Below are 14,645 nucleotides of genomic sequence, written 5' to 3' on the forward strand. Positions count from 1 at the left end.
ATTTCCCCGCCAATGGCCGAGTTGGGGGAAGCAGCCATGAAACTATGGAGCTTCTGGTTTGTTTTCGGACATAGTGGGCTACTCATCAGCAGAGCAAACGTACCCGCATCTGCCGCACCTGATCTTGGCGCTTGCGTTATCGATGTCTTCGCCAGGCTGAAGCTCGAAGCCGCGATTTTCGCACTTTGGGCAAACTATGAAGCCGATACGTTGAACAACTTTAATCCACGCCATTCGACTTCTCCTATCAACGGCTAATCCAATCTATTTTCTGCCCCTTGAGGTTTGTCCACAATGAGTAGAATCCGGCCATTCAGAGCGACTGGGCTTTGCCGCGTCGCGCTAGCAATCTTCCGGCTCGAACCAAAACACACCGCTCGGCTTGGTCACATCACCCTTTGCGTCGCCGAAATCCGGCACCTGATATTCGGCGAGCAATCGTAGCCGCGACAGCGGCAGATCGGCGCGGCGGGGATCGCCGACCAGCACCTCGATGCCGGCTGCCAGGCAGCGGTCGAGGAACGGGATCACCCGCAGAGCAACCTCGCGGCCGTAGAACACGTCGCCGGCAAGCACGAGATCGACCGCTGGCGGCGGGCCCGTGGTGATATCCTGGTCGACAATGGTGATCTCGACGCCGTTGGCCAACGCGTTGAGGCCGATCGCGGCGACGCCGTTGCGATCGCTCTCGGCGGCGATCACCGCGCTGGCGCCGGCCTTGGCGGCGGCGATGCCGACGAGGCCCGAGCCGGCGCCGAGGTCGAGCACGCGGTGACCGGCCACGATTTGCGGATGGTCGAGTATATAGCGCGCCAGCACGGCGCCGCCGGCCCAGGCATAGGCCCAGTAGGGCGGCTGCGGCTCAGCTTCGTGCTCCTCGGTCTGGCTGCCGTCTTCCGGTCCATGAGCTCGCCACTCGACAAGCCGCCTCAGGCCGCTGCCGGAATGAGCCGTATAGAGCTGGATTTCACGAAGGGCGGGAACGGGCGCAAGCCGCAGGTTCGCCTTGATGAACACTACTGCATCGGGACGCCGACTATCGTCCGCCATCCCGCCGTCGCCAGGCTCGCCGTTCAAATTATTCCCGCAGCGCCCGGCGCAAAATCTTGCCCACCGGCGTCTTCGGCAGCTCGGTCCTGAACTCGATGTATTTCGGCCGCTTGTAGCCGGTCAGGTTCTCGCGACAATACGCAGTGATTGCCTCAACGGTCAGCGCCGGATCCTTCTTGACGATGAACAGCTTCGGCACTTCGCCCGAATGCTCGTCCGGCACGCCGACCGCCGCCACTTCGAGCACGCCCGGATGCTGGGCGACGACTTCCTCGAGTTCGTTGGGATAGACGTTGAAGCCGGAGACCAGGATCATGTCCTTCTTGCGGTCGACGATCTTGGTGTAGCCGCGCTCGTCCATGAAGCCCATGTCGCCGGATTTGAAAAACCCGTCCTTGGTCATCACCTTGGCGGTCTCGTCCGGCCGGTTCCAGTAACCGGCCATGACCTGCGGCCCGCGAATGCAGATCTCGCCGACCTCGCCGAGCGGCAGGTTGTTGCCGTCATCGTCGCGGATGACGATCTCGGTCGACGGCAGCGGCAGGCCGATCGTGCCAGTGAAATTGCTGTCGCTGAACTTGTTGGCGGTCGCCACCGGCGAGGTCTCCGACAGCCCGTAGCCCTCGGTGATCGAATTGCCGGTCAGCGCCTTCCAGCGCTCGGCAACCCCCTTCTGTACCGCCATGCCACCACCCAGCGTCATGATCAGCGGCTTGAAGTCGAGCTTGCGGAAATCCTCGTTGTTGAGCAGCGCGTTGAATAGCGTGTTGAGGCCGGGGAAAATGTGCATCGGGTATTTCTGCAGCTCCTTGACGAAGCCGGGAATGTCGCGCGGGTTGGGAACGAGCACGTTCTGGGCGCCCTGCTGCATGCCCATCAGCGCGTTCACCGTCAGCGCGAAGATATGGTAGAGCGGCAGCGCGCAGATGAAGTTGAGATGCGCCGGTTTCGGCTTGATCGCATAGGCGTCCTGCAGCCACAGCGTGTTCTGCGCGACATTGGACAGCACATTGGAGTGCAGCAGCACAGCACCTTTGGAAATCCCCGTGGTTCCGCCTGTATATTGCAGGAAGGCGACGTCGCTGGCTTCCATCTTGGCCGGCTTGAAGGCGATGCCGGCGCCGGCCTTCACCGCCGCATTGAACTTGACATGGCCGGGCAGCGACCAGGCCGGCACCATCTTTTTCACCCGGCGCACGACCAGGTTGACGATCGTGCCCTTGAGGCCGCCGAGCATGTCGCCCATCGCCGCGACCACCACATGCTTGACCGCCGTCCTGGCAATCACCGCGTCCAGGGTGCTGGCGAAATTCTCCAGAATGACGATCGCCTGCGCGCCGGAATCCTTGAGCTGATGTTCGAGCTCGCGCGGCGTGTAGAGCGGATTGATGTTCACCACGACATAGCCGGCGCGAAGCACGGCCATCATCGCCACCGGATATTGCAGCACATTCGGCATCATCAGCGCCACGCGTGCGCCTTTCTGCAGGCCCTTCGATTGCAGATAAGCGCCGAAGGCGGCCGATTGCCGCTCGAGTTCGGCATAGGAGATCGACTTGCCCATGCAGACGTATGCCGGCTGGCCGGAAAACTGCTTGCAGGCGCCGACGAGGAAGTCGCCGATCGAACTGTAGGGCAGGGCGCCGATCTCCGCCGGCACGACTTTCGAATAGCTTTTTAGCCATGGCTTTTCCGGCAAGCCCGCGGCAAGCGCCGTCAGCGTATTCGGCAGTTTTTTGGCCGCGCCCGGCGACGGCTTCGAGGCGGGCTTCGCCGCGGCTGTCTTCGCGGCTGGCGGCTGGGCGGGCTTTGCAGCGGGTGTTGTCTTCGCCGCGCGCTTGACCGCAGGTTTCGCTGCCGGGTTGGCGCTTGCCTTCGCCGGCGTCGAGGTTGCCGTTGGCTTGACGGCGGGAGTGGCTTTGGCCGGTGGCGCTTTCGACTTGGCGGCAGCGGCGGCCGGTTTTGAAGCTTTCGCCGCTTTTGCTTTCGCCGGGGCCGTTGTCTTTGTTGCTTTCGCCACCTCTAGCCTCCCTCGGTCGTTCTGTTGCCTGCTCCTGCTGCGCCGCCTCGATGTGGTGAGGCGTCCTCCGCTGCAGCGATGTCGCGGATTTCCGGAAAATCCAGCGTGTCATCTATCTATTGCGACTATCGGCGGCCGTGCAAGTCTTGCCCCAGCGGCAGGACGGCAAAGATTTGCCGTCGAAATCCTTCCCGCGATGCCAGCTCAGGCAATGCCGTCCGGTCATCTCGGTGGCGAAACCCAGGCTTGTGGATTTTTGGCTTACGATTGCTGCGATCAATGAAAAAATGCGGTCGTTAACAATCCCGTGATTAGCAGATTTTGCTATTTGTTTCTGCAGTTCGTCAAAGACCGAGAAATATTTTCTGCTTACGGTGGGGTAGGCAAACAGGGTGTTCCAAAGCCGGAAAAACGGTGCTTATATGCGCGCTTCGCGAGCCTATAGAGGGGCTTGGAAGAACATCAGGGAGTGCTCAATGAAAAAGAAACTGACTTTTGCAGCCGCGTTGCTGGCTGCAAGCGTCCTCGGCGGTGTGGCCAATGCCAAGACGCTGGTCTATTGCTCGGAGGCCTCGCCGGCCAACTTCGACCCGGGTACCACGACGGGCGGCAACGACTTCGACGCCTCGTCGCGCACCGTCTATTCGCGCCTGGTCGAGTTCAAGCATGGCGGCACCGAAGTTGTGCCCGGTCTCGCCGACAAATGGGAGATTTCGGACGACGGCCTGGTCTATACTTTCCACCTGCATCCGGGCGTGAAGTTCCAGACGACGGATTTCTTCAAGCCGACGCGTGATTTCAATGCCGACGACGTCGTCTTTTCGTTCGATCGCCAGTTCAACAAGGAAAACCCCTGGAACGGCGAGAAGTACCTGCCGAACCTGACCTGGGACTACTACACCGGCATGGACATGCCGAAATACGTCGCCAAGTGGGAAAAGGTCGATGACCTGACCGTGAAGCTGACGCTGACCGAGCCGAACGCGCCGATGCTGGCCAATCTCGGCATGGACTTCGCCTCGATCGTGTCGAAGGAATATGCCGACCAGCTGGAAAAAGACGGCAAGATGGCCGACTTCTCGACCAAGCCGGTCGGTACAGGTCCGTTCCAGTTCGTCGACTACCAGCTGGATTCGGTCATCCGCTATGCGGCCAACCCGGACTACTTCAAGGGCAAGGAAAAGATCGACGATCTCGTCTTCGCGATCACGCCTGACGCCACCGCCCGCATCCAGAAGGTGCTCGCCGGCGAATGCGATATCGCGCCCTATCCGAATCCTGCCGACATCGGCACGATCAAGGCCAACGCCGACGTGACCCTGATGGATCAGGCTGGCCTCAACATCGGCTATATGAGCTATAACACCACCATCCCGCCGCTCGACAAGCCTGAAGTGCGCCATGCGCTCAACCAGGCGATCGATCGGGAATCGCTCATCAAGTCGCTGTTCCAGGACGCCGGCGCCACGCCGGCCGTAAACCTGATCCCGCCGACCATGTGGTCGTGGAACAAGGACGTGAAGTCCGACGCCTATGATCCGGAAGCCGCCAAGAAGGTGCTGGCCGATGCCGGATTGAAGGAGATCCAGCTTTGGGCCTCCGACCGCGTCCGTCCCTACAACCCGAACTTCCAGCGCGCCGCCGAACTGATCCAGGCTGACTGGGCCAAGGTCGGCGTCAAGGCGGAGATCGTCAGCTACGAGTGGACGAAGTACCGCGAAGAAGGCAAGAAGAAGGAGCGTCCGGGCGCCTTCCAGATCGGCTGGACCGGTGACAATGGCGATCCGGACAATTTCTTCGCCACGCTGTTCGCCTGCTCGGCCATCGGCGTGTCGAACTACTCCAGCTGGTGCGACAAGGACTTCGAGGATCTGATCCAGAAGGCCAAGAAGACCAGCGACCAGGCCGAACGCACCAAGCTCTATGAAGAGGCGCAGGTTGTCTTCCAGAAGCAGGCTCCGGCCTTCCTCATGGCACACAGCCAGGTCTACGCAGTCGTGCGCAAGAATGTCAGCGGCTTCATGATGGACCCGCTCGGCATTCATCGCTTCGACGGCGTCGACAAGGCCGAATAGAACTGTTAGGCGGGCGGCGCGCAATCAGGCGCCGCCCGCTTTTCAAGATGCTCCGATATCTCCTAAACAAAATCGTCTTGGTGCTGCCGACGCTGATCGGCATCACCATCTGCGCCTTCGCTTTCGTCAGGCTGCTGCCCGGCGATCCCATTCTTGCCATGGCCGGCGAGCATGGCGTGTCGCCCGAGCGTTACGCGGAACTGAAGGAACAGTTCGGCTACAATTTGCCGATCTGGCAGCAATACGCGCATTATGTCCGCGATGCCGCGACCGGCAATTTCGGCGTGTCGATTTCGTCCAAGCGGCCGGTCATCGAAGATTTCATGACGCTCTTCCCGGCAACCGTCGAGCTCTCAGTCTTCGCCATGATCTTCGCCATGGTGCTGGCCATCCCGGCCGGCATCATTGCTGCGGTCAAACGCGGCTCCTGGTTCGACCAGGGGCTGATGGGCACCGCCCTTGTCGGCTATTCCATGCCGATTTTCTGGTGGGGTCTGCTGCTGATCATCTTTTTCTCCGGCTATCTCGGCTGGACCCCGGTTTCAGGACGCATCGGCCTTCAGTTCTTTATCAAGCCGATCACCGGCTTCCTGACCCTCGACAGCCTGCTCTACGGCAAATGGGATGCTTTCCGCTCGGCATTGAGCCACCTGGTGCTGCCGACAATTGTGCTCGGCACCATCCCGCTGGCGGTGATCGCGCGCCAGACGCGCTCGGCCATGCTCGAAGTGCTGGGCGAAGACTATGTGCGGACCGCCCGCGCCAAGGGCCTGTCGTCGTCCCGCGTCATCGGCGTGCATGCGCTGCGCAATGCGCTGATCCCGGTGGTCACCACCATCGGCCTGCAGGTCAGTACCCTGCTCGCCGGCGCCATTCTCACAGAAACCATCTTCGCCTGGCCGGGCATCGGCAAGTGGATGGTCGAATCCATATCCAAGCGCGACTATGTCGTCGTGCAGTCAGGCTTGCTGCTGATCGCCCTTATCGTCATGGCCGTGAACCTGATCGTCGACGTGCTTTATGCCGTCATCAACCCGCGCATCAGGGCGGCGTGATGAGCCAGTCGACCGAAATCGCCCCGATGGCCGCCGGCAACCCTGACCGACTGACCGGCTTCAGGACTTTCTGGCACTATTTCTCGGTAAACCGCGGCGCCGTCATCGGCCTGTTCGTCTTCATCCTTTTGGTGCTGGCCGCGCTCTTTGCACCGCTGCTCGCGCCCTATGCGCCCGACATCCAGGACAAGACCGCTTTCTTGCGTCCGCCGGCCTGGCAGGCAGGCGGCAGCATGGAATATCTGCTTGGCACCGACGCGGTCGGCCGCGACATGCTCTCGCGCCTGCTCTATGGCGCGCGTTTCTCGCTGCTCATCGGCGCCGTCGTGGTCACGCTGGCGCTTGTCGGCGGCATCACGCTCGGCCTTTTGGCTGGCTATTTCCGGGGCTGGGTCGACGTGGCGATCATGCGGGTCATGGATCTGATCCTGTCCTTCCCGTCGCTGCTCTTGGCGCTGGTTCTGGTCACCATCCTCGGCCCCGGCCTGTTCAACGCCATGCTGGCCATCGCGCTTGTCCTGCAACCCCACTTTGCCCGTCTGGTGCGCGCTGCCGTCATGGCCGAAAAGAGCCGCGAATATGTGGTCGCCGCCAAGGTCGCCGGCGCCGGCCATATAAGGCTTATGCTGCGCACCATCCTGCCCAACTGCCTGGCGCCGCTGATCGTGCAGGGCACGCTGTCCTTCTCCAACGCCATCCTGGAGGCGGCCGCTCTCGGCTTTCTCGGCCTTGGCGCCCAGCCGCCGACACCGGAATGGGGAACCATGCTCGCCTCGGCGCGTGAATTCATCCTGCGCGCCTGGTGGGTGGTGACCTTCCCCGGTCTGGCCATCCTCATCACCGTGCTTGCCATCAACCTGATCGGCGACGGTCTGCGCGATGCGCTCGATCCGAAGCTGAGGAGGTCGTAATGGCGCTGCTCGACATCCGCAATCTCGTCGTCGAGTTCCAGACCGCATCCGGCCCGTTCCGCGCGGTCGATGGCGTCTCGCTCCATGTGAACGAACGTGAAGTGCTGGCCATCGTCGGCGAATCCGGCTCCGGCAAGTCGGTGTCGATGCTGGCTGTGATGGGGCTGTTGCCGTGGACGGCGACGGTCACTGCCGACCAGATGAGCTTCAACGGTCGCGATCTTCTGAAGATGAGCCCGGCCGACCGTCGCAAGATCGTCGGCAAGGACATGTCGATGATCTTCCAGGAGCCGATGGCCAGTCTCAATCCGTGCTTCACCGTCGGCTTCCAGATCGAGGAAGTGCTGCGCTTCCATATGGGCATGGACAAGGCCCAGCGTCGCGAGCGCGCCATCGAATTGCTGACGCAGGTCGGCATTGCCGAGCCGGCCGAACGGCTGAACTCGTTCCCGCACCAGATGTCGGGCGGCCAGTGCCAGCGGGTGATGATCGCCATCGCCATCGCCTGCAATCCCAAGCTTCTGATCGCCGACGAGCCGACCACCGCGCTCGACGTTACCATCCAGAAGCAGATCCTCGACCTGCTGGTCTCGCTGCAGGTCAAATACGGCATGGGCCTGATCATGATCACCCACAACATGGGCGTCGTCGCCGAGACCGCCGACCGCGTCATCGTCCAGTACAAGGGCCGCAAGATGGAAGAGGCCGACGTGCTGTCGCTGTTTGAATCGCCGAAGAGCAATTACACCCGCGCGCTTTTGTCGGCGCTGCCGGAAAATGCCGTCGGCGACCGGCTGCCGACCGTCTCGGACATGCTGTTCGAACCAGCTGCCGGGGGCGTCTGATGAGCATCAAGGTCGTCGAAGGCAAGGACATCGTGCGCGACTATCACGTCGGCGGCGGCCTGTTTCGCGGCGCGCGCACCTTGCATGCGGTCAAGGGCGTCTCGTTCAGCGTCGACAAGGGCAAGACGCTGGCCATCGTCGGTGAATCGGGCTGCGGCAAGTCAACGCTGGCGCGCATCATCACGCTGATCGATCCGGCAACGTCGGGCGAACTGTTCATCGACGGCAACAAGGTCGACATCGCAAGGAACGGCCTGACCAGGGAGATGCGCCGCAAGGTGCAGATCGTCTTCCAGAACCCTTACGGATCGCTCAATCCGCGCCAAAAGATCGGCGATGTGCTGGGCGAGCCGCTGCTCATCAACACCGACAAGCCGGCCGAAGAGCGGCGCGACCTCGCCATGAGGATGCTGAAGAAAGTCGGCCTCGGAACCGAGCACTACAATCGCTATCCTCACATGTTCTCGGGCGGCCAGCGCCAGCGCATCGCCATTGCCCGCGCGCTGATGCTGAACCCGAGCCTGCTGGTGCTTGACGAACCGGTCTCCGCGCTCGATCTTTCGGTGCAGGCGCAGGTGCTCAACCTGCTCGCCGACCTGCAGGACGAATTCCAGCTGACCTATGTCTTCATCAGCCACGATCTGTCGGTCGTGCGCTACATCGCCGACGATGTGATGGTGATGTATTTCGGCGAAGCCGTCGAATACGGCTCGCGCGAGGAGGTCTTCGCCGACCCCAAGCACAACTACACCAGGACGCTGTTCGCCGCGACGCCGCGCGCCGACGTCGCCTCGATCAAGGCGCGGCTGGCGAAGAAGAAGGCCGCCTGACCTCTCACCGAGAATTGTTTTTGAACAATCGGAAATGCGTCGCGGCGGTGGTTTGCCGGCAGGATTGATCGCGATCTGCGAGCTGCCGGGCGCAAGCCGCGTCGCAGGTTGGGGTGCGCCCCATCACTCACCCGCTCCGTGCTGGTAAAGCTCGTCCATGCTGAGCATTGCCAGGGTTGCGAAGGGGGCCTGTTTTTTCACCCGACCGCGGCTCAAGATCACCACGTCGTCGCAGAACGATATGGTGCTGTAATGATGACTGATGACAATGGTGGTGCGGCGGCCGGCCCGCGATTTCAGCGTCTCGACAATAGCGGCTTCTGACAACCCATCCACCGCACTGGTGGCTTCGTCGAGGATGAGAATATCGGGATCGCGCACCAGCGCCCGCGCCAGGGCGATCCTTTGCCTTTGTCCGGCTGACAGGTTGATGCCCCGGTATCCGACCAGTGTCGCGTAGCCCTGCGGCAGGTGCTCGATGAATTGATGTGCCTCGGCCAGCCTTGCGGCGCGCATGGCGTCGCTGGCCGACGCCGTGTCGTAGCCGTAGATAATGTTTTCAAAAATGGTGCCATCGACCAGTTCCAGCTCCTGACTGGCCAAGGCAATGTTCCGCCGCCATTGGCTTGGGTCCACTTCATCGAGCGGTGCCCCATCGACGAGGATCCTGCCGCTGTCGGGTTTGACGAAGCGGCACAGGAGATTGACGATCGTCGTCTTGCCGGCGCCCGAGCGGCCGATCAGCGCCGTCGAGCGGCCGCTGCGGATGTCGAACACCGCCTTATGCAGCACCGCCTCGCGCGCGTCGGGGCCTGACAGGGGACCGGAATAGGCGAAGCTCACATCATCGAAGCTGATCCCTTGGCGCAAGCCGTCGAACGGCAGGCTGCCCTGCGGCGCCTCGGGCTTGTCGGAAGGATCGAGCAGCCATTGTACCTCCTCCAGCGAGCCGCTCATGCCTTGCAACTGACTCCAGGACATCTGCAAGGCCCGCATATGCGGCTGCAGTCGGTAGAGCAGGATGAGGAAGGCGACGGTCAGCGGGAAGCTTACATTCGCCAGCCAGGCTCCGATCACCACCGCCAGGAACAGCATCGCGTGCAATACCTCGGTCAGTGGCGGCAAGACGCCCTGGCGGATTGAAAGCACGAAAGCCGCCCGCCGCACCCCGTCGGACGCTTTGGCGAAGACCGCCTTTTCACGGTTCTCCTGCCCGAAGATGCGAATCAGGCGCCCGGCATGCACCAGATGCAGCATCTGCGACGCCAGTGCGCTGTTGCGCGAGACGACGCTGCGGCTCGGCGCCTTCAGATTGGACGACAAAACCCCGTGCGCCAGCTGGACAAGCGCCAGCCCTAGAGTCACCAGCAGCGTCATCTGCCAAGAGAGGAGCAGGAGGAAGGCGAGCAGGATGACGGCGGCCGAGGCACTGACGATCGCGCCGAGCAGGGCCTGGATAGCGTCGGATGCTCGCCAGGATTCGTTGGAGATGATGTTGAGCAGCCGCCCGGGGCTTTGCTGCAGGAAAAAGGGGTAGCCGACCCTGAGCAACTGCTCCGACAGTGCGCTACGGATCGAATAACCTGCCTTGCCGTAGATGTAGCTGGTCAGCAGAGTGTTGGCGAAGGCAAAGACATTTTTCAGTACGATCGAACCGAGGATCGCGGCCGAAATGGCGATCAGCCGCTGGCGCTCGCCGAGGTCCGCTCCAACCTGCTGGAGGAGGGCGGAGAAACCGGCCATGCCTGATGTTTCGCCACGTCCCATAATGATGCCGAGCAGCGGAATGATGAGACCGATGCCGAGGCCTTCCAGCGCGGCGCCCGCAAGCCCGAGCCCCACCACGACGGGAACGAGCCGCAACAGCCTGCCACCAAGCGCGCGGCGCAGCATTGGCAGGGCTGACGGAATCAGTGACATTATCGCGCTCTGGCCTCCGCATTGGCTTCGCTGGCTTCTCGGTCGTGGCGCAGCGGCAGCCGTTTTGGCCATCCCATCATGACGAGCAGCGCAAATCTGGCGGCACCTGCCAGATTCATTACGACAATAGGCCAGTGCGACAGATCGAGGTCGCGGTCAAAGCGAGGACGGCCCGCCAGTTCCCTGAACGCGGCCCGCGCGGACCAATAGACATGGCGAAGCAGCCAAGGGGCGTGGCGGACATGTTTCAGGCACAGCGCACCATTACCGAGGCTATAGTCGCGGTGCAGCCTGTCGATCGATTTGCGGTCTCGCCGGCCGTGATGATGCAAGACCGTCATGTCGGGCACATACTCGACCGGCATGCCGAGCAGCATCGCCCGCACGAGATAATCAGTATCTTCAGCCGAGCGTAGCGGGCCGCCAGCGCCGAAGCGTTCGTCGAACGACCCGATGCGGGCCGCGACGTCGCGGTGCATGGTCATGTTGCAGCCGAGCACGAAGCCGCCGGGGTGGACCGCCGGGGTCAGCCGCTCGCTTGCCTCGCAGAGCTTTATGGTGAAGGGCAGGTCCCGGGCATCACCGAGTTCGACCCGGCCGCCGCGGATCAGCCACTTCTCGCCACTCCGGTAGTGCCGCTCCAGGTCGCGGAGATAGTCGCGGTCGAGCTTGCAGTCGTCGTCGACGAAGACCAGCACGCGGCCTCGCGCTCGCGCCAATCCGGCATTGCGGGCAGCGGCTAGTCCGGGGCGAGTCTCCGAGACGGCTGTGACTGGGATGTCGGAAGTTTCGGCGATAGCGGCCAGCCGCTTTGACGTGCCGTCCCGTGAACCATTATCGACCACCACCAACTCTGCCGCGAAGGTGGCGTGCACCCGGCATGCGGCCTGGATCGAGGCTATGCAAGCCTCCAGCACAGCGGCGCGGTCGCGCGTGCAGACGATGAAACTGACCTCGAGCGACGGCCGCTCCGATCGGGGAGATGTCGGGACCGGCGCACTCGCAAACTGGTGATCGCGCAGGAGCGGGTGGGGCCTGTCGGTCATACCAGTCCCCGCTGATAACGCGCAAGCACCCCTTCGGCCGGCGTGGTTTTGAAGAAGTAGGCCACCGCGTCCGCCCGCTTTCCGGCCCTTATCGAGAGCAGGCTGAGCCAAGGCGCCCAGACGCCGGGACGCAGCGCATATTGTTCGCGGCGCCGGATGAAATTCCATCTCGCCGTCCGCGTGAGCAATTCGTGGGTCAGCGGCGGTTCTCCTTCGTCGCCGACGAGTTGGTAGAGGAAATAGAACAGGTTCAGCGCGCCTGCCTCGAAGCTTGGCCGTGTGTCGGTCGGCAGCTCGGAAATCCGCTCTTCGAGCGCACGGATGAAATCGGCTGCGCGCGAAACCGTGTCGAAAGAGACGGCCTCGCCGATGTCGCGCAGATCCGCTGTGGTTTCCGCAAGCCCCTCACGCTCGAGATTTTCGGCCACGATCCGCAAATGCGTCCTGCGCATTTCCTTGGCATGCCGCATGGTTACGCTTCCCGCATGGATGCGATAGACGAGCAGGCTATCGGGCAATATGGTCGCCGGGAAACGGCCGGCAAGCCGTCTGAAGAGATCAAAATCCTCGGCATGTCTATATTTGGGATCGTAATAGAGATCGTTGTTCCCAATGACATTCCTGTTGTAGATCACCGTCGGATGTAAGAATATCGTAAAGAACATCGACAATATGTCGAGCCGGCCGAGCCGGAACACCGGGTCTAGCCTGCCTTTGGCGATACGGCCGTGAAGCAAGGTATCAACGCAGGCGCCGCAGAAGCCGAGATCGGGCCGCCGCTCGAACAGTGCGACCTGGCGCGAGAGGCGCCGGGGATAGGCGACATCGTCCGCATCCATTCGCGCAACAAGCTCGCCCTGGGCCAGTCGTAGCCCTTCATTGAGGGTGGCGACGAGGCCGCGGTTCTCACGCGAGATGACAGAAACGCGATTGTCTGCCCGGCGGTATCGTTCGAGAATCTCGAGCGAGTTGTCAGTCGATCCGTCATCGATAGCGATGACCTCCAGGCGATCGTAGTCTTGCCGCAGAATGCTCTCCAGCGCAGCGGTGAGATAAGGCCCGGCATTGTAGACCGGCAGCAGGACGGAGACGAGCGGCGCGGTGGTCATCTCTGCGCATCCGTTCGCCGGAGTTCGAGTGCGGCGCGGCCATCGGGGGATCCGCCGGGATAGGCGTCCGCCGCCCTGCCGAGCCAGCCGGCATCGCCAGAGCGTGCCTGGGAGCGGCGGCGCGCTACATAGGGGAAGCGGCGCTTGAGGCCGTTGAGCGGCTTTTCGAAAGCCGTCCACGAGATCGAAGCGACGGCGATCGTGGCGGCGCTCGCGACCAGGAAACGCCCTGGCCCCTGCTCCGAGACATTGAGCGGGATCCAGGGCTGTGACTTGACGGCGAGCGACAGAAGGATCGGATGGTAAAGATAGACGCCGTAGCTGATGCGGCCCAGTGACAGCAGCGGTGGCAGTTCGAAAACCCTGCCGAGGACGCCGCCAAGGCCGGCTGAACAGGCGGCGACAACGGCCACCAGCGGCACCAGGGGCAGGATCTGCAGCAACGCCCAGCGGGCCCATTCCAGCATAGGATCGGCCGGCGCAGGGATAAGCCACTCAATCGCCAGGAAGACAGCCGCAAGGGCTGGCCAGCCTAGCCGCATCCATTGCGGCAGGCCGGCGCCTCTGGTCCGCCGGCAGGCAAGCAAAGCACCAAACGCCAGCGCGTCCATCGATGCTGGCGGCAGCAGGTCGCGCGCTAGCGCCGGGGTGGCGGTGATCGGCCAGTAGAAGCGATAGGCCAGCGACAACAGGATGACGCCGATAGTGATCGCTTCCACCCGCCGGCGGGGTGCGAGAAGCACGACCAGCGGCCAGGCGATATAGAACTGCTCCTCGATGCTCAGGCTCCAGAAATGGCAGAGTAGCCAGGGCGTCCATTCGTTGCGCAGCGCGTACCAAAAATTCGACAGGTAAAGCGCATGCCAGACGAGCGATCCACTGGACTGCTCCAGATCGGTCAGCCAGACGAACCCAAGCACGGCGAAATAGGGCGGGAATATGCGCAGCGCGCGCCTGATGTAGAAGGAACTCAATGCAGGGCCGGCTTTGAATTCGGCCGCGGCGCGCGCTTCGAGCAGCAGTCGTGTGATCAGGAAGCCGCTCAGCACAAAAAAAAGCCGCACCCCGATGTGGCCCCAAAAGGAGGACCCGTTGGGTGCAAGGAAATGGGAATAGAGAACCATCGTGACAGCGATGGCGCGCAGAGCGTCCAACTGATTGTCACGCGCGACCGCCATCAGCCATTTCCGCCGGTCTGAAATCTCCGATGAAGCCAGCGGCCCTGCATTCCGGGCCTCAGGTCGAGGCCTGCCAGCGTCGAGAGTGCGCCGACAACATCAAACCCGCGCCTTGTGCGCGGGACAGCCTCGAAATCGGTGCTGGCCAGCGAAAAATTCAAGCTGATCAACTTGGCGGAATTTTCCACGGCGCACTTCCCAGTACCAAATCCCCCAAGAAATGGTGCAACCGGGCAATGGTGCAGTGCAACACAAAATATCTATCGAGCTGTAATATTTGTGTGAGTTAGTGCTAAAAATGGGTATGATTTGCGAGTGCGTTGCGTCGCTGAGGGTTTTTCACGTCCGCAATGCTGCATGAGCAGTAGTACCATGTCAGAAAGGCACGGTTTAATTACACAACTATAATCCGGAGTGTCTGATATAGGTCAAAATTGACGAAGATTATTCTAAGATAGTGGTTTTGTATCTTATAAATTATGCTTGTATTGTCGGGTTCTCTAGGCTGTCGATCTTGCGCGATGCAGCATAGTCGATGGTCAAGCGTCTGACGACGCAATCCTGTGGCGGCGGCCATATGGCGCATGTCGACGAGGCAGACAGGAA

Annotated in this window: 13 protein-coding genes; 6 read left to right on the plus strand and 7 right to left on the minus strand. The window is 62.0% G+C overall.

From position 1 onward, the window contains the following. Nucleotides 1-36: 36 nt before the first annotated feature. Nucleotides 37-258: a hypothetical protein gene (locus ACYG9V_RS07850; protein WP_155922478.1), complete on the plus strand. Its 222-nt coding sequence runs from the start codon at nucleotides 37-39 to the stop codon at nucleotides 256-258. Nucleotides 259-342: 84 nt separating this feature from the next. Here ACYG9V_RS07850 and ACYG9V_RS07855 read toward each other — a convergent pair whose 3' ends face one another. Both ACYG9V_RS07855 and ACYG9V_RS07860 read right to left on the minus strand, forming a co-directional pair. Next, a complete protein-coding gene (locus ACYG9V_RS07855) occupies nucleotides 343-1,050 on the minus strand; it encodes a class I SAM-dependent methyltransferase (RefSeq protein WP_031198174.1) in 708 nt (235 codons plus the stop codon). 28 nt (nucleotides 1,051-1,078) lie between these two features. Further along, the gene (locus ACYG9V_RS07860; RefSeq protein ID WP_023682052.1) at nucleotides 1,079-3,070 is read right to left on the minus strand and encodes a long-chain fatty acid--CoA ligase; all 1,992 of its coding nucleotides are present in this window, start codon (nucleotides 3,068-3,070) and stop codon (nucleotides 1,079-1,081) included. 476 nt (nucleotides 3,071-3,546) lie between these two features. Between ACYG9V_RS07860 and ACYG9V_RS07865 the strand changes: the two genes are divergently transcribed. Genes ACYG9V_RS07865 through ACYG9V_RS07885 form a run of 5 tightly spaced genes read left to right on the plus strand, consistent with a single transcriptional unit; the run spans nucleotide 3,547 to nucleotide 8,786 of the window. Then, nucleotides 3,547-5,145: an ABC transporter substrate-binding protein gene (locus tag ACYG9V_RS07865; protein WP_023669491.1), complete on the plus strand. Its 1,599-nt coding sequence runs from the start codon at nucleotides 3,547-3,549 to the stop codon at nucleotides 5,143-5,145. A 47-nt stretch (nucleotides 5,146-5,192) separates the two neighbouring features. Next, nucleotides 5,193-6,200, plus strand: coding sequence for an ABC transporter permease subunit (locus ACYG9V_RS07870; protein WP_023692619.1), 1,008 nt, complete (start codon nucleotides 5,193-5,195; stop codon nucleotides 6,198-6,200). Nucleotides 6,201-6,226: 26 nt separating this feature from the next. Further along, the gene (locus ACYG9V_RS07875) at nucleotides 6,227-7,111 is read left to right on the plus strand and encodes an ABC transporter permease subunit (protein WP_050485757.1); all 885 of its coding nucleotides are present in this window, start codon (nucleotides 6,227-6,229) and stop codon (nucleotides 7,109-7,111) included. Beyond that, complete coding sequence (locus ACYG9V_RS07880) at nucleotides 7,111-7,956, plus strand: ABC transporter ATP-binding protein (protein ID WP_023692618.1); 846 nt, start codon at nucleotides 7,111-7,113, stop codon at nucleotides 7,954-7,956. Before ACYG9V_RS07875 ends, ACYG9V_RS07880 begins: the two co-directional genes overlap by 1 nt. After that, complete coding sequence (locus ACYG9V_RS07885) at nucleotides 7,956-8,786, plus strand: dipeptide ABC transporter ATP-binding protein (RefSeq protein WP_023669495.1); 831 nt, start codon at nucleotides 7,956-7,958, stop codon at nucleotides 8,784-8,786. Before ACYG9V_RS07880 ends, ACYG9V_RS07885 begins: the two co-directional genes overlap by 1 nt. 123 nt (nucleotides 8,787-8,909) lie before the next feature. On the opposite strand, the gene ACYG9V_RS07890 is transcribed toward ACYG9V_RS07885, so the two are convergent. From ACYG9V_RS07890 to ACYG9V_RS07910, 5 genes are read right to left on the minus strand one after another with little or no spacing between them, the layout of a single operon-like run. After that, the gene (locus tag ACYG9V_RS07890) at nucleotides 8,910-10,706 is read right to left on the minus strand and encodes an ABC transporter ATP-binding protein (protein ID WP_027049321.1); all 1,797 of its coding nucleotides are present in this window, start codon (nucleotides 10,704-10,706) and stop codon (nucleotides 8,910-8,912) included. Continuing rightward, complete coding sequence (locus ACYG9V_RS07895; protein WP_023682048.1) at nucleotides 10,706-11,752, minus strand: glycosyltransferase family 2 protein; 1,047 nt, start codon at nucleotides 11,750-11,752, stop codon at nucleotides 10,706-10,708. The genes ACYG9V_RS07890 and ACYG9V_RS07895 overlap by 1 nt, the downstream gene beginning before the upstream one ends. Next, complete coding sequence (locus ACYG9V_RS07900; protein WP_352763873.1) at nucleotides 11,749-12,861, minus strand: glycosyltransferase family 2 protein; 1,113 nt, start codon at nucleotides 12,859-12,861, stop codon at nucleotides 11,749-11,751. The genes ACYG9V_RS07895 and ACYG9V_RS07900 overlap by 4 nt, the downstream gene beginning before the upstream one ends. Next, nucleotides 12,858-14,039 carry an acyltransferase family protein gene (locus ACYG9V_RS07905; protein WP_023669499.1) on the minus strand — a complete coding sequence of 394 codons (1,182 nt, stop codon included), beginning with the start codon at nucleotides 14,037-14,039 and terminating at the stop codon, nucleotides 12,858-12,860. Before ACYG9V_RS07905 ends, ACYG9V_RS07900 begins: the two co-directional genes overlap by 4 nt. Further along, nucleotides 14,039-14,227, minus strand: coding sequence for a hypothetical protein (locus ACYG9V_RS07910; protein WP_023715289.1), 189 nt, complete (start codon nucleotides 14,225-14,227; stop codon nucleotides 14,039-14,041). Before ACYG9V_RS07910 ends, ACYG9V_RS07905 begins: the two co-directional genes overlap by 1 nt. Between the last annotated feature and the right edge of the window lie 418 nt (nucleotides 14,228-14,645).

It is taken from the genome of Mesorhizobium sp. W016 (assembly GCF_054719485.1).

Coding starts and splice junctions, on each gene's coding strand:
- ACYG9V_RS07905 (WP_023669499.1), bottom strand. CDS start 14,039: ATGGCGGTCGCGCGTGACAATCAGTTGGACGCTCTGCGCGCCATCGCT.
- ACYG9V_RS07865 (WP_023669491.1), top strand. CDS start 3,547: ATGAAAAAGAAACTGACTTTTGCAGCCGCGTTGCTGGCTGCAAGCGTC.
- ACYG9V_RS07885 (WP_023669495.1), top strand. CDS start 7,956: ATGAGCATCAAGGTCGTCGAAGGCAAGGACATCGTGCGCGACTATCAC.
- ACYG9V_RS07900 (WP_352763873.1), bottom strand. CDS start 12,861: ATGACCACCGCGCCGCTCGTCTCCGTCCTGCTGCCGGTCTACAATGCC.
- ACYG9V_RS07890 (WP_027049321.1), bottom strand. CDS start 10,706: ATGTCACTGATTCCGTCAGCCCTGCCAATGCTGCGCCGCGCGCTTGGT.
- ACYG9V_RS07895 (WP_023682048.1), bottom strand. CDS start 11,752: ATGACCGACAGGCCCCACCCGCTCCTGCGCGATCACCAGTTTGCGAGT.
- ACYG9V_RS07875 (WP_050485757.1), top strand. CDS start 6,227: ATGGCCGCCGGCAACCCTGACCGACTGACCGGCTTCAGGACTTTCTGG.
- ACYG9V_RS07855 (WP_031198174.1), bottom strand. CDS start 1,050: ATGGCGGACGATAGTCGGCGTCCCGATGCAGTAGTGTTCATCAAGGCG.
- ACYG9V_RS07850 (WP_155922478.1), top strand. CDS start 37: ATGAAACTATGGAGCTTCTGGTTTGTTTTCGGACATAGTGGGCTACTC.
- ACYG9V_RS07880 (WP_023692618.1), top strand. CDS start 7,111: ATGGCGCTGCTCGACATCCGCAATCTCGTCGTCGAGTTCCAGACCGCA.
- ACYG9V_RS07870 (WP_023692619.1), top strand. CDS start 5,193: ATGCTCCGATATCTCCTAAACAAAATCGTCTTGGTGCTGCCGACGCTG.